This window comes from Bacteroides celer, from assembly GCF_002632415.2.
Lineage (GTDB): Bacteria > Bacteroidota > Bacteroidia > Bacteroidales > Bacteroidaceae > Bacteroides.
In genome coordinates, this window is the sequence record NZ_CP178209.1 from 5,258,223 (window position 1) to 5,273,368 (window position 15,146).

Sequence of the window (15,146 nt, forward strand, 5' to 3'; positions counted from 1 at the left end):
TCCTCCTTAGTTTATCAAGTTGCACAATACAGTCCGCTGAATACGTTTCCCCCTTCGCTCCCTTCTCATTACAAGAACTTCAACACTACTACGGAGAAATCCGCCACAAATTGAGACTTTGATACTTTCTGCCTTACGTGTCATGCGTCTTTGGCATTTTCTCTTGACATTCTCAATCTGCTTCTCACGTTCCATCAAAGAGCCTATATAATGGTCTTGCCGCCTACACACCGTACACCAAAGGGACAGTAAACAGGTAACCTCCCTTCTTATCATAGAGCGTAGCAGAAGCCCTATTTCTGATGTAATCTGATAACAATAACGATGCTTCATCAACGGTTCATTTACATTCAACTCCATTATACATACCTTACCATATCTTCTGACTTATTACACACAACGTTCACCACTTTTTGATTGCTCAAAACGCAGCTTGTGATGGTTTGCAACCTGTTCCTGTAAACCGATTGCGAGGGACCTACCCTCATCTCTTTGATAGTTGCAGACAAAATTTCCATGATACCAGCCAATAGCATCATGTTATAATGCCCTCGTGACACACCCGCCCATTTGTTATCATCAAGGGTCAGACGCTCTCTGATTCTTTTCTGATTATCCGGACTGTAAGATTTGAATAAAATAGATTCATCACCTACATAAGCACCTTTACCACGCTTTCCAACAATCAGTTTATCGGCTTTCCAACGCATGAGATCATCCAGCCGGAAACCTTGCAAAGCAAGTTCAGAACGGCGTTCACGACGGATTTCCTGTAAAACAGGAGTCAATGTATAACCGAAATCGGTGAAATTAGCATCCTTTGCCGGTGCCAGATATTTCACTCCTGCACGTTCACGAAGCGCTTTCAATGTCTTATTCGCTATATCATCGCTCCACATTTCCAGTTCAGCAGCAGCTTCTGCATAAGCCAAAAGACCTTCGGCATAACGAATAATAGGTAAAGCAGTCTCACCATTACCACTTACAAAGGTGGTATCTATTCCCAAACGGATGTGATAACCCGTCAAAGAACGTGTGTTTCCATCTCCTGCCAATTTAGGAGGACTAATAGTATTCTTCTTCTCATCCGTATATTCTTCCAGATGCATTGGGGTCGCAGTAGTGGCAGAAGCAAATTTGCCACCTTCATTCATCACCGTTTGAATCAATCTAGGGTCACGGCCTTCAAATGTTTCCTTAAAATCCTTAAATTTCTCATTTGTCGGATCAATAAATGTTCCATCGGCATTCAGATAATTATCCACCAGGCTTTGAGTAATTCCGGCAGCTCCTTCCGAGTCGACAACACCTACCTTCAGATTACCGTTGACATCATGAAAGACTCCTTCATCACTCGAATATTTCCTCCACAATAGCACTTCGCCCATTCCTGACAAATCTTTGCTATTGAACAATGCCGCAAAAGCATCTCCCGGATTTTGCCCGGTTTTATACAGATCAATGCCACAACCGAACAGTTCATTTCCCCAGTTAATAACTTCACCCAAGAAATAATTTGATTCGTTAGTGGAAGATGCAAAATCATCGCTGCTGTGATACTTTTCCCAAGTTCCTTCATACAACGCCACATTCATTGCCAAAACCATGGCAGCTTCTTTATTGATACAGGGCAGACGCATTATATTTTTTACTATCCTACTCCTGTTTTCATTCTATTTATATAATTGATTATTAACTTATTAATTCTTTCTTATTTCGACTATTTTCCTTATCTTTATAAGATATTATAAAACATAAACTAACATGAAAATAGGGATAATTGACCTTTGTAAACAAATAGAAGATCCTAGAATGAACCGTAAAAAGGTCCATAAAATGGAAACCATCGTCTATATATCCATTGCTGCTGTAATTTGTGGTGCCCAATCCTGGAATGAGATTGAGGAATTTGGCAATGCCAAAATTGCTTTTTTCAAAAGTCGCATACCTAATCTGGAGTTCATCCCCAGCCATGATACTTTTAATAGATTCTTTAGCATCATAAAGCCCGAATATTTTGAATTGATCTTCCGTAATTGGGTCAAACAAGTCTGTCAGGAGGTGAAAGGGGTTATAGCTATAGATGGCAAACTTATGCGTGGTCCAAGTAAATGTGACGGAGAACATACGACGGGAAAGGAAGGATTCAAATTATGGATGGTTTCCGCATGGTCCGCTGCCAATGGAATTTCTTTAGGACAAGTGAAGGTGGATGATAAAAGTAATGAAATTACCGCTATTCCATTGTTACTAAACTCTTTGGATCTCAATGATTGCATTGTCACAATTGACGCGATGGGCTGCCAGACAGATATAACACGGACCATCATTGAGCGTGACGCAAATTATATTATAGCTATAAAGGATAACAAGAAGAAAAACTATCAACTGGCCAAACAGATCATTGAAGATTATCAGGATAAAGACGAAATAATCAATAGAGTCACCAGGCATGTGTCCCAAAATACCGGACATGGAAGGATAGAGACAAGAACTTGTACTGTAGTTAGTTATGGACCTATAATGGAAAAAATGTTTAAAAAGAAACTTGTGGGACTGAAGTCTGTTGTTGGGATAAAATCGGAAAGAACAATAGTGGCAACAGGAGAATATACACAAGAGGTAAGATACTATGTAACTTCAATGGATAATACCAAACCGGACGAAATTTCCTCTGCCATCAGACAGCATTGGTCTATTGAAAATAATCTGCATTGGCAACTGGATGTTACCTTTCGAGAAGACTATAGTAAAAAGGTCAAAAATGCAGCCAGAAACTTTTCCGCAGCAACAAAAATGGCACTTACTATCCTGAAGAAGGATAAAACAACTAAAGGAAGTATGAATCTAAAAAGGCTAAAAGCTGGGTGGGATGAAAAATATTTATCAAAACTTTTACAGGATAATGATTTTTAATGCGTCTGCCCTGTTTATTGATACGAATTCCGGAATATTTACCGCGCGAATGCAACAGATTCTTCGCCTCAACCAAATCACTCAAAATAAATCGGGCTACCTCATTACGTGTCTTTGCGGGAATCTGTAATCCTGCGATTGTCGCATTCTCATCCCAAAAAGCATCCATTACCGGAATAGAACCGAATTTCTTCAATAAATCGAAATGCCAATAGGCACGTAAAAAGTAAGCCTCCCCTTTCAACGACAGTACATCTTCGTTTTCCTGTGCTTCGGGTACTTTATAATTATGGAAAAAATAGTTCACTTTACGCAGGTTCTGATAACCAGTCTGCCAATCGGAAGCTCTGCTAAACTGGTTATTCTGTCCATGCAAACGGGCATCATACTTTTCTGCAATAATATTGTCACTATTCTTTTCTTCACTGCGAACTCCCAAACCGAACTTACTAAAAGACGGCAACGTCATATATAGTCCGTTAATATAGTTTTCAACCTGTATGGCACCTGTCAGAAAATTACCGGCTTCCGGCTTGGTTATCGGTTCTCTATCCAGAAAATCTGAACAGGATGAAAATGGTAATATTGAAGCGGCTACAAAAGCCATTATATATATTCTTTTCATATCTTATGGTTTAAAAGGTAAATTCAATACCAAATACGTAGTTTTTATTCAACGGATATACCTTTCCGTTACCATTTTGTTTCATTGGGGAAGTCAATCCCGGAGCAGTTTCGTTACTACCCCCAGCCCATGTATTTACCTGATTCAAGGTTTCAGGGTCGAATACGTCCGGCAAATTGTCAATCGTGAAGAGATTATCACAAGTGAAATACACTTTCAAGTTCTCCAATCCCATCTTCTTAACCAGTTTAGGCTGGAAGTTATAAGAAATCATCAAGTTTTTGAGTCGCATATAAGCTGCGTTCAATAAATAACGTGAAGTGTTGTAACCTACGTTCGCATTATATTCAGGACTGTCGGGTTTTGTCAGACGCGGCAGGTAAGCCCCCGGGTTGTACACATTATAATAATCCAAATGTTCTTTAAAGAAGTTGGAATCACCGCTAAACAGATAAGTACTTGCAGCCATCGGGAAATCACGTTTCATGACTCCCTGGAACAATGCGGAAACTTCAAAACCTTTATAACCGGCATGTAAGTTCAGACCGAAGGAGTAACGAGGAGTCGTATTACCGATAATTTTCAAATCACCGTGATCTTTCAATGTACCCGAACCCGGATCAATTTTACCATCACGGTTCGAATCGATATATTTCAAATCACCACGTTGCCAATCCTTATTCGGTTTGAAGAAAGACATGTCTACTCCTCTCAGATATTCATCCACTTCCTGGTTGGTGAGAAACAGATCATTTGCTTCATATCCCCAGATTTCACCTAAATCCATTCCCTGGTAATAACCTTTGTTACGAACCAGACCGGTGTGGTTGTTATAAATCAATCCTTCCGGATTATTGTATTTGGTTACCACTGCTTTGTAGTCAAAGATATTGAAACCGATTCCATAACTGAAACCATTCTTCAGCTGGTCAGACCAGTTAACCGACAATTCCCATCCACGGTTACGTAGCGTTGCATTATTTACTTTAGCACGTTGGTCAACAGCAATACCGCCAATATCAGGAATTGCTTCAGCCGGGCCAATCATGTCTTTGGTCGTACGTTGGTAAATATCCGCCGTAATCGTCAAACGATTGTTAAGCAAAGTCAGGTCGAAACCTAAGTTGGCATTATCCACTTTTTCCCATGTAATGTACGGGCTTACCATAGAAGGTGTTAAAGCGACTGTACCACGTACCGGAGTAGCCGAAGTGACACCGGAAAGCAACCATGCATTTGAATAGTCCGGTCTCAATGTCATGAAGTTCAGATAATCATATAGTCCGGCTCCATTCTGATTGCCTAAACGTCCGTAAGACAAACGCACTTTCAACTGTGAAACAGGCAAGCTCCATTGCTTGAAGTAGTCGGTACGGGCAATGTCATAACCGGCAGAGAAAGAAGGGAAAAATCCCCAACGATTGCCGGAAGCGAAACGTGACGAACCATCATAACGTCCGCTAAATTCCAGAAAATAGACATTCTGGTAGTTCCAGTTCAAACGGGTATAGAATCCCATGGTTGCCCAATGGTCACGCGCTTCACTATTATAGGCTTTTCCGTTTGCATTGTCAAAAGAGAATGTATCATCGCTCATCACTCCGTCTTTATACGCATACATGCTTGAGTTTTGCTGCACTTCCATCTGGAAACCGGCCATTGCCTTAAAGAAATGGTCACCCCATTGATTCGTATATGAAGACGACACACTGGGAGACAAATAATAGTTGAATTGATTTCCACGAGTCATTGATCCCCACAAAGAATTCGAATATTCGATACCGGGATAAGAATATCCCTGCCGGGGAGCGGTAACATTCTCTATGGTTCCGTCGGGCCGTGTGGTACGGGGCTGCTTCTGCAAGAATTCATCATTCTGCACATCAAAACGAACTTTCATCTCTCCGATAATGTCCCAGCCTTTCAGAGGCGTAACAGTAGCTGCAAAAGTCATGGCATCAGAAATGCGGTTCTGCGAATAGCCCACATTGTCCAGATACAAAGCTTCATTCCATGAAGGAAGATTATAAAGCCCGGAAATAGGAACTTCAGTCACCATATTAGGCTGCGAACGAGCTATCTGATGATAAAGAATAGACATATCGGGGAGCGGGCGGGAAATCAGATTCAACGTGATATTGTTATTGAAGTTAAACTTCAACCAGTCATTCGGCTTGATCTGAAATTTGGTATTCACGTTGTATTTATCCAGAGAGTCTTCTACACGATCCAGCAAACCACCCTGGTAAGTATAACCCAGACCGACATAATAAGTCACTTTGTCCGATCCACCGGAGATACTTAGATTGTGTGAATGACGCAAAGATTTGTTTTTATAGAAATAATCAAACCAGTCGGTATTGGCATACTGCGATTCACCGCCACGCCAACCGGTATTCTCCTGATTGGCGGTAATACCGGGCAGACCTTCACCATAGGGGTTCTGCAAAAACTGATTCATCAAATCAATAGTCTCCTGTGAGAAGTATGGAGACTCACCAATTGCCGAACGGTACGCATTTTTATAATTGGCAAACTCTACAGAGTTCATCATCTCGGGCATGTTGATAGGTGCACTCATACCCACAGAACCGCGATAAGTCACCCGGGCTTTATCCTGTTTACCGCTCTTGGTCGTTACTAACACCACACCATACGCAGCACGAGCACCATACACGGCTGCTGCAGAAGCATCTTTCAATACACTGATACTTTCTATATCGGCAGGATTTACATTCTGCAAGCTCTGTTCCACACCATCCACCAATACATAAGGCTCTCCACCATTAATAGAACCGATACCGCGAATATTAAATTTGATTTCTCCGCCAACTTCACCACCGGTACCGCTTTCAGAAGCATCCGAAGCAAAGTTCAAACCAGCCACATTACCTTGTAAGGCGCTGGTTACATCCGTCACAGGACGGGTAGCGATTGCATCCGCATTAACTGTTGCTACAGCCGCTGTAATAGTATTACGTTTCTGTGTTCCCATACCGACTACCACCACTTCATCTAAAGTTTTGGAGTCTTCCTTCATCACGAACCGATTTCCTGTTAGCTTAGTGATTTTCACTTCCAAAGGAGCATAGCCCACATAGCTGACAGTTATCGTTGTACCTACTTTACCGTTAATTTTAAAGTTTCCATCCAAATCGGTAATGGTACCATCAGTAGAACCTTTCACCATAACGGTTGCTCCGATTACGGACTCGCCACGTTCGTCTACCACCTTACCAGTGATAGTGCCCTGTTGAGCAAAGAGCTCCACAGGGAAGAACAGTAAAAGCATTGAAAAGAGACACACCAGTTGCATCCTAATCTGCATTTTCTTCATAACATTATATTAAAGTTAATACTAAAAGTTTTTTTGAGTTCCATTTGCCAATAGCCCACACTATCCGGCATTGAAATACACCACAAAAATAGATTGATTGGCAGAATGGCGAGTTCATAAAATCGCCAAAATGTTTCCAAAAACATCCATATTCCGTTTTTGAACGTCTTTGTGGCGGTTTTTGGAAATATTTCTTTTGTTTTAGCGGAATTAATCATACTTTTGTTTCACTAATCTCCCCTTAATAATCTTGACTGATGAAAAAAAGTATTTGGATAAAACACTTTTTCTGCTTACTGGCTTTTCTTATCGTAGGCACATTTCCAGCAATAAGTATAGGTAACCATTACGACTTTAAACTGATTGGTTCCCAAAACGGAATGCCGTCTATCATCAGCTGTATCTATACCGAACAAAAGGGATTCATCTGGATCGGTACTCCGACAGGACTAATCAGATTTGATGGAACGGAACTCAAAAAGTACACCGCACAACCTGATAATGAAAATTCCCTGCCTAACGACAGTATCCTGCAAATTATTGAAGATAATCAGCAGACAACCTGGATACTGACCACCACAGGAATCGCCCGTTATTCTCTTATTCACGACAACTTCTTTATCCCCAAACTAAATAATCAGCCCATCATTGCCAAATCGATCTGCAAAATAGCAGACGGGCTTCTGTTCGGAGGGATCAACAAGATATATAAATATTCTTATGCCACCAACACGATTTCTCTCATACGGGAATTCAAGACCGACGAGCCGTTCATTATACGATCCATACAAATGTGGAAACCCGATACCATATTGTGTCTAAGCTGGCAACAGGGAATACTGCAAATGAACCTCAAGAATTTCGAGATAACCCCATTTCCTTTCCAATACGGGAACGACAACGTAGGAATCATCATAGACTCCCAACAAAGAATATGGCTGTCAACCTACAACAATGGCGTCAAGTGTTTCTCCGCCCAGGGAAAATTGATAGCCAGCTATACCACTCAAAACTCCCGTTTGAGCAGTGACATCGTATTGTGCATGACCGAATTCAAACAAAAAATATGGATGGGAACAGACGGGGGAGGTATCAATATCCTCGATCCCACAACCGGCAATATTACCGTACTCGAACATATCTCCGGAGATAATCATTCCCTTCCCACAAATACAATACTCTGCCTGCATAGCGACTCTGCCGGAAATATATGGGCGGGAAGTAAACGTGAAGGGGTTATCAACATTCGTGAAGTATCCATGAGAACTTACACTAATGTTGTGTTAGGGCACAACAAAGGATTAAGTCAAAGTACGGTATTACAACTATATCAGGAACCGGCTTCCGAAGAACTCTGGATCGCTACGGACGGAGGAGGTATCAATAAATTCATTCCTTCTACAGAAACATTTGTGCACTATCCCGACACTTGGGGAGACAAGATGGTCTCCATCACCGGCTTCACACCCAACGAATTGTTAGTATCTGCCTTTTCCAAAGGTATCTTCATATTCGATAAAAAGACAGGAAAGAAGCGTCCTTTCGCTATTATGAGCCCTTCATTAGAGCATCACATCCGCTATAGCGGACAGCCAATCAACTTATACCGGGATACTCCCAATTCGATCTTAATATTAAGTTCGCCTCCTTACCGCTACCATACTTCCACCCGGCAACTCACTCCTGTCCCTTGTGCCAAAGAAGTGAAAATAAAAGGCTTGTTGAGTTCCATTGGATATGATTCCACTGCCATTTACCTGAACGATCCTTATAATATATATAGACTGGATCGTAAAAAAGACACAGTGGAGATATTTGCAAGTGCTCCACAGGGATTCTTCAATGCTGTATCCAGGGATGACAAGGGCGTATTCTGGATTGCAGGCACCCGTGGCCTGTACACCTATCACCCTGATACCCGCAAATTCGAAAGAATTCCTACCACCTTATTTAATGAAGTAAATACCGTGTTATGCGACAATAAAGGAAAAGTGTGGATAGGAGCTGAACAGAAACTCTTTATATGGCTCACCGATACCAAACGTTTTGTATGGTTCGGAGAAGCGGATGGAATTTCCCCCAATGAATACTTGGCCGAGCCCCGTCTCATTTCCCCCAAAGGCAACATCTATATGGGAGGTGTAAAAGGCTTACTATGTATCAATGCAGACACTCAAATAGAAAAGAGTAGTGACTCTCCGGAAATACGCCTTGCCGAACTGACCATAAACGGAGAGAACAGGATGTATCAGCTCAATCAAGACAAGATATCCATCCCCTGGAACAGTAAAAACATTAAGATCCGTGTCATGACTTATGGTGCGGACATTCTCCGGCTCAAAGTCTATCATTTCCAAATGGGAGACCTTAAAACCGAAGGCTACAACCCTGAATTGATGATCCCATCTCTTGCTCCGGGAAGTTATCCCATCATGGTGAGCTGTAACACACAGGAAGGAAATGAAACAACTCCCCAGTTTCTTTTCACATTAAACGTACTGCCACCCTGGTACAGAAGCTGGTGGTTCGTTTCTCTCTGCATCATTGCTTGCATAGGCATTGTGGTACAAATTGTTTTCGTTCTGCTTCGACGCAAAGAAAACAAGATGAAATGGATGATGAAAGAACACGAGCAGAATGTGTATGAAGAAAAAGTTCGTTTTCTGATTAATATCAGCCATGAACTGCGAACTCCGCTCACACTCATATATGCCCCGCTAAGCCGCATATTAAAGACACTTCCTTCTACAGATGCCATTTATCCACCGTTGAAGAATATACATAAACAGGCTCAACGGATGAAAGATCTTATCAACATGGTGCTGGACGTACGTAAGATGGAAGTAGGAGAAACCAAGTTGAAACTCCAAGCCTATCCATTTAACTCATGGATAAAGGAGATTGGTGCCGATTTTACGGACGAGGGAGCTGCCCAGGAAGTGCAAATAGATTATCAGCTCGACGACAGCATAAAAGAGGTGGTATTTGACAAGGGTATGTGTACAATCGTAGTCACAAACTTATTGACGAACGCACTGAAACACAGTCCTAAAAACACAACCGTCACTATCCGTACCAGCAAAAATGACTCATACGTCCGTGTTTCCGTTTTGGATCAGGGAGAAGGTATGCAAGAGGAAGACATGGAGAAAGTATTCATCCGTTTCTATCAAGGCAAGCAGGAAATTGGCGGTAGCGGAGTCGGACTTTCATACGCCAAGATGCTGGTGGAATTGCATAAAGGTAAAATCGGAGCCATGAACAACGAAGCGGGAGGAGCCACTTTCTTCTTCGACTTACCTTTGGGATTGGAGTCGGGCGAAGTCATCTGCCAGCCGAAACCTTACATCAATGAATTGATTACACCGGACGTAGATCATGAGATCAACGCTCCCGAGACACTCGACTTCTCTACGCAGAATTACACAGTGCTATTGGTAGACGACAATCATAACCTGACAGATTTCCTCTCCAAAGAATTGAAATCCTTATTCAAAGCAATTTATATAGCACATGATGGCCGGGAAGCTTTCGAAATAGCGCAAAAGCAAGTTCCGGATATTATAGTGAGCGATGTGATGATGCCGGTTATGAATGGATACGAACTGTGCAAAGCGGTAAAAGAGAATATCGGCATCAGTCATATTCCTGTGATTCTGCTCACGGCACGCAATGATGAACAGAGCCGACTGTATGGGTATAAAATCGGGGCGGACGCTTATCTGGGAAAACCTTTTGAGATAGACACTCTTGTTAAGATTATACAGAACCGGCTATACAACCGGGAGCAAACGAAAGAGCACTATCAACATATAGGCAACTTCCCTCAACCGCTGGAGAGTACTTTCAGCCAGGCGGATGAAACGTTCTTGTTAAAGTTTAACAAGCTCATTTCCGAGAATATCAGCAATCCGTCTTTAGATATTCCTTTTATCTGCAGAGAGATCGGAATGAGTAAAACATCTCTTTACAACAAGTTGAAGGCTATCACCGATATGGGGGCAAATGACTATATCAACAAATTCAGGTTGGAGCAAGCCATTACTCTGATAAAAACCACCGATCTGACATTTACTGAAATATCAGATCAGATAGGTTTCACTACTTTACGTTATTTCAGTACTGCATTCAAACAGTACACAGGCTTGACGCCCACGCAGTATAAAAATGAATGCAGGAGTGAGAATAAATAAGATATTCTCACTTAAATAAGGTAGTATTACTAATTAGAGTAGGCCCTCATCTGCAAAGCTGAAAAATCCGTCTTCACAAACGATGACGTGATCTATCAGACGGATATTCATCGTTTCCGCCGCTTTATGGATATGCTCTGTCAAACTCCTGTCCGGTTGGCTGGGATGAATATTTCCCGAAGGATGGTTATGCACCACCGCGATTTGTGTAGCTCTTTGCAGCAATGCTTCCCGGAGAATGGTGCGCACATCGGTATAAGTTCCGTCTATGCCACCAGTACTTATACGTACCTTATCAATTAGTTTGGTTGCCTGGTTCAATAGGAGCACCCAGAATTCTTCCTGTTCCAAGTCACACATGATCGGTTGGAAAATATCATAGATATCTTTTGAGCAAGTGATTCGAAGTCTCTCTTTGGTTTCTTGCAGCTTTCTTCGTTTGCCTAATTCCAAGGCTGCCATCACTGTAATGCTCTTTGCGGGTCCCATACCTTTGAAAGAGGAATAGTCACACACTTCCCATTTTGCCAATGAATTCAGATTGTTATCACAAGACAGGAGCAGGCGTCTCATCAATTCGACAGCACTTTCTTCCGTATTTCCGGAGCCAATCAATATAGCGAGTAGTTCGGCATCACTCAATGCGGCTGCTCCCTTCTCCATCATTTTTTCCCGTGGGCGGTCTTCCAGTGCCCACTGGTTGATGGATAGTTTGTGTTTACTTTCCATTATTAATCAAATTAAGTCACAAAGATACTCCTATATAACTGAAAAAATGAATTTTGGAAGCTATAAGTCTATTTTTAGAATCCCTTTACTTCCAAATATCGTAGTTTTGCGCTATCAAGATTAATATATAAACATCTAATAAATATGAAAAAGAGAATAAGCATCTTATCCATCTTACTACTATTAGGAATGACAGTATACGCTCAAACGGATATCCCGCAGGTGATTCCCTCCTTACAACATTGGAATGGGGCAAAAGGCAAACTGACACTACCGGAAACAGGAAAGATTATAATCGCTCCGGAAGCAGAAAGCCTGTTGAAAGAAACTGCGGAAATAATGGCAAAAGACTTAAAAGATATGTTCGGCTGGAATTATCAGGTAACCTCCGGAAAACCGAAAAATCATTCTATCTATCTGTCAGTGAAAAAATCGCCTTCATCATTGGGAGAAGAAAGCTATGAACTGGATATACGCAACCATGTAACCATCGAAGCCTCCACCGTAAAAGGAGTATTCTGGGGAACTCGCACACTGTTGCAAATGATCCATAACCAGCCTTTTGGACTCATGAAAGGAAAAGCATTGGATTATCCGCAGTATGCTCACCGCGGACTGATGATTGACGTAGCCAGGAAATTTTTCACAATGGACTATTTGCAGGATTACGTAAAAATTCTCTCGTTCTATAAAATGAATGAACTGCAAATACATCTGAATGATAATGGTTTCGTTGAGTTTTTCGATAATGACTGGAACAAAACATACGCCGCCTTCAGATTGGAAAGCGACCGTTTTCCGGGACTCACATCCAAAGATGGTTCCTACACCAAAGAAGAATTCCGCAACTTCCAGCAAATGGCCGCACGATATGGAATCAATATCATCCCAGAAATTGATGTTCCGGCACACTCACTCGCTTTCACTCATTACAATCCGATACTGGCAGCCGACAAAAAAGAATATGGTATGGATCATCTCGACCTCTATAAAAAAGAGGTATATGATTTCCTTGATACTTTGTTTGACGAATATCTCTCGGGAGATCACCCGATATTTGTCGGACCGGACGTACATATCGGCACTGATGAGTACAACCTCAAAGAAGCGGAACAATTCCGCTATTTCACTGAATACTATCTGAAGTATATCACCAAATATGGAAAAAATCCGCGATTATGGGGAAGTCTGAAACACATGAAAGGAAATACCCCCGTAAATCTGAAAGGAAAAACGGTCAATGCATGGAATTATAGCTGGCTAGACTTAGAAACCGCACTGCAGGAAGGAGCCAAAGCGATTAATACATGCGATGCATTTCTATATATCGTACCAGCCGTGAATTACTACCATAACTTTCTGGATCATCAATGGATATATGAGAGTTGGTCACCACGAATGATGCAAGAGGGAGAAATGATAGAGCAGTCTACTAATTTATTAGGAGCCATGTTTGCTGTATGGAACGACCGTGTCGGAAATGGAATCAGCCAACAGGATGTACATATACGCACCTTTCCTGCCATGCAGGTTATGAGCGAGAAACTTTGGAAAGGAGAAAACACAAGAAACATACCGTTTGAAACCTTCGAAACGTGGTGCAGGACAACACCGGAAGCACCGGGCGTAAATCTACAGGCCAGCATAGATGACAGAAAAGACCTAACGCTTTCCGGCCAGGAAATTATCCTGCAAGGTAACGACTCGGTTCTTACCTCTATACCCGAAATCGGTTATCCATATAGTGTGGAATTTGAAATCTACGCAGATCCAAAGCCCAATATCGATGCGGTCTTATTCAAAGGTCCCCATTCTGTTTTCACCGCGAACTGGCAAAATACGGGTAAATTCGCATTCTCGCGCGACGGCTATGAATTCATCTTCCATTCCTATCGTTTGCCTGTGGAAAAATGGACAAAGGTTCGTGTAGAGGGAGATGCCAAAGGGACCTCACTTTACATAAACGGAGAGCTACAAGAACGTTTGGAAGGACGAATCGGTGTAGTTTACAATCAGAAAAGCCTGCGTAAAGACAGCATTTGGTATCAGGAAACACTTATCTTCCCATTGAAACAGATAGGCGACAAATTGCTGGGGTTTAAGGGAAGAATAAGAAATGTGATTTGCACTCCACTAAATGAAAAAAGATATAGCCTATAAAAATTTCTTCGATTGCATCCATTACTTTTTTTCCATGAAAGTATAACTTGTCTGACACCCGGGTGTCAGACAACATTCCTTTTAAACAAAAATAGGAATGGTAATAGGCAAATAAAAAATGGATTACTTATAAAAATTCTTTTGGAAAGCCTCAAACTCATCCTTCCCTCTGATACAACGCTGCCACCATGCGCGCCAAAAGCCTGTACCATAGCCGATAAGCTGTATAAATGCGGCGGCAATGGAATAAACGCCAATAGACAGACTTTTATTCTGAATAGTAGAATCAATGCATACGAGTAATGCATAGAGAATGATAGGCGTGAAACTGAAGAGGCAGAAGGGGGTTCCTAATAATAGAAGCGCCACTCCCAATGTAAATACGGCTGGAAGCAAATGCACCAGTTTCAGAGAATCCGGATATTTCTTATAAAGATTAATACGGGCAATGCCGGAGTTATGCACCTGCTTGAAGAATTTTTTCAAGTCAGTCCGACGTTTATGATATACCCAGGCATCAGGAAAAAGACGACAAGTGTACCCATTCTTAAAGATACGGATACTGAAATCAATATCCTCCCCAAAACGCATCTTTGAAAAACCTCCCAAAGCCTCGTACACTGCCCGGCGAACTCCCATATTAAAACTACGGGGATAGAATTTGTCCATCTTCTTTTTTCCGCCACGGATACCTCCGGTCGTGAAGAAAGAGGTCATGGAATAGTTAATTGCCTTCTGAATATCAGTGAAAGAATCGTGTGCACGGTCGGGGCCACCAAAAGCATCGGCAGGAGAAGTGGTGAGCTCCTTCTCTACCCCATCGAAGTAGCCTTCGGGAAGGATGACATCAGAATCCAATATAATAAGGTATTCGCCTTCGCTACGTTCTGCTCCGTAATTACGGGTTTGTCCCGGACCGGAATTGGGTTTAGAGAAATATTTTATATTCAACCGATCTGCATACCGGTCTACTACTCCTTTACAGGGAATGGAAGAACCATCTTCAACAACAACAACCTCAAGACCCTTAAAGTGTTGTACAGTAAGACTTTGCAATAATTCATCCACTTCATCGGGACGATTATAAACGGGAATTATGACGGAGTAACGCATATCAAAAACGGGATATAACTATTTGATATGCAAAGTAAGACAAAAAAAAGATGGACTCGAAATCGAGTCCATC

The 15,146-nt window shown here is 41.8% G+C and carries 8 protein-coding genes and 1 pseudogene; 3 read left to right on the forward strand and 6 right to left on the reverse strand.

Features of this window, described 5'->3' with window-relative positions; genetic code table 11:
* Window positions 1–6 precede the first annotated feature (6 nt).
* Both CJF29_RS21225 and CJF29_RS21230 read right to left on the reverse strand, forming a co-directional pair.
* A complete protein-coding gene (locus tag CJF29_RS21225) occupies window positions 7–360 on the reverse strand; it encodes a hypothetical protein (RefSeq protein ID WP_141561043.1) in 354 nt (117 codons plus the stop codon).
* On the reverse strand, window positions 360–1,640 hold the full coding sequence (locus CJF29_RS21230) for a RagB/SusD family nutrient uptake outer membrane protein (protein ID WP_413544510.1): 1,281 nt from the start codon (window positions 1,638–1,640) through the stop codon (window positions 360–362). The genes CJF29_RS21225 and CJF29_RS21230 overlap by 1 nt, the downstream gene beginning before the upstream one ends.
* A 124-nt stretch (window positions 1,641–1,764) precedes the next feature.
* Here CJF29_RS21230 and CJF29_RS21235 point away from each other — a divergent pair, with 124 nt between their 5' ends.
* On the forward strand, window positions 1,765–2,916 hold the full coding sequence (locus tag CJF29_RS21235; protein ID WP_099147672.1) for an ISAs1 family transposase: 1,152 nt from the start codon (window positions 1,765–1,767) through the stop codon (window positions 2,914–2,916).
* Here the strand turns inward: CJF29_RS21235 and CJF29_RS21240 are convergent.
* A pseudogene (locus tag CJF29_RS21240) lies at window positions 2,915–3,541 on the reverse strand (RagB/SusD family nutrient uptake outer membrane protein); the annotation flags it as partial. The gene CJF29_RS21235 and the pseudogene CJF29_RS21240 overlap by 2 nt on opposite strands.
* Window positions 3,542–3,551: 10 nt before the next feature.
* Window positions 3,552–6,878 carry a SusC/RagA family TonB-linked outer membrane protein gene (locus tag CJF29_RS21245; protein WP_099147455.1) on the reverse strand — a complete coding sequence of 1,109 codons (3,327 nt, stop codon included), beginning with the start codon at window positions 6,876–6,878 and terminating at the stop codon, window positions 3,552–3,554.
* A gap of 257 nt (window positions 6,879–7,135) precedes the next feature.
* On the opposite strand from CJF29_RS21245, the gene CJF29_RS21250 reads away from it, so the two are divergent.
* A complete protein-coding gene (locus tag CJF29_RS21250; RefSeq protein WP_004305050.1) occupies window positions 7,136–11,071 on the forward strand; it encodes a response regulator in 3,936 nt (1,311 codons plus the stop codon).
* Between the two features lie 33 nt (window positions 11,072–11,104).
* On the opposite strand, the gene radC is transcribed toward CJF29_RS21250, so the two are convergent.
* Complete coding sequence (radC, locus tag CJF29_RS21255) at window positions 11,105–11,800, reverse strand: RadC family protein (RefSeq protein WP_004299741.1); 696 nt, start codon at window positions 11,798–11,800, stop codon at window positions 11,105–11,107.
* A gap of 144 nt (window positions 11,801–11,944) precedes the next feature.
* Here radC and CJF29_RS21260 point away from each other — a divergent pair, with 144 nt between their 5' ends.
* Window positions 11,945–13,960 carry a family 20 glycosylhydrolase gene (locus tag CJF29_RS21260; RefSeq protein WP_004310642.1) on the forward strand — a complete coding sequence of 672 codons (2,016 nt, stop codon included), beginning with the start codon at window positions 11,945–11,947 and terminating at the stop codon, window positions 13,958–13,960.
* A 123-nt stretch (window positions 13,961–14,083) separates the two neighbouring features.
* Here CJF29_RS21260 and CJF29_RS21265 read toward each other — a convergent pair whose 3' ends face one another.
* Window positions 14,084–15,073 carry a glycosyltransferase gene (locus tag CJF29_RS21265; RefSeq protein WP_099147456.1) on the reverse strand — a complete coding sequence of 330 codons (990 nt, stop codon included), beginning with the start codon at window positions 15,071–15,073 and terminating at the stop codon, window positions 14,084–14,086.
* Window positions 15,074–15,146 lie beyond the last annotated feature (73 nt).

Excerpts from the sequence above, each read along its gene's own strand:
- CJF29_RS21225 (WP_141561043.1), bottom strand. The coding sequence starts at position 360 with ATGGAGTTGAATGTAAATGAACCGTTGATGAAGCATCGTTATTGTTAT.
- CJF29_RS21265 (WP_099147456.1), bottom strand. The coding sequence starts at position 15,073 with ATGCGTTACTCCGTCATAATTCCCGTTTATAATCGTCCCGATGAAGTG.
- radC (WP_004299741.1), bottom strand. The coding sequence starts at position 11,800 with ATGGAAAGTAAACACAAACTATCCATCAACCAGTGGGCACTGGAAGAC.
- CJF29_RS21250 (WP_004305050.1), top strand. The coding sequence starts at position 7,136 with ATGAAAAAAAGTATTTGGATAAAACACTTTTTCTGCTTACTGGCTTTT.
- CJF29_RS21230 (WP_413544510.1), bottom strand. The coding sequence starts at position 1,640 with ATGCGTCTGCCCTGTATCAATAAAGAAGCTGCCATGGTTTTGGCAATG.
- CJF29_RS21245 (WP_099147455.1), bottom strand. The coding sequence starts at position 6,878 with ATGAAGAAAATGCAGATTAGGATGCAACTGGTGTGTCTCTTTTCAATG.
- CJF29_RS21260 (WP_004310642.1), top strand. The coding sequence starts at position 11,945 with ATGAAAAAGAGAATAAGCATCTTATCCATCTTACTACTATTAGGAATG.
- CJF29_RS21235 (WP_099147672.1), top strand. The coding sequence starts at position 1,765 with ATGAAAATAGGGATAATTGACCTTTGTAAACAAATAGAAGATCCTAGA.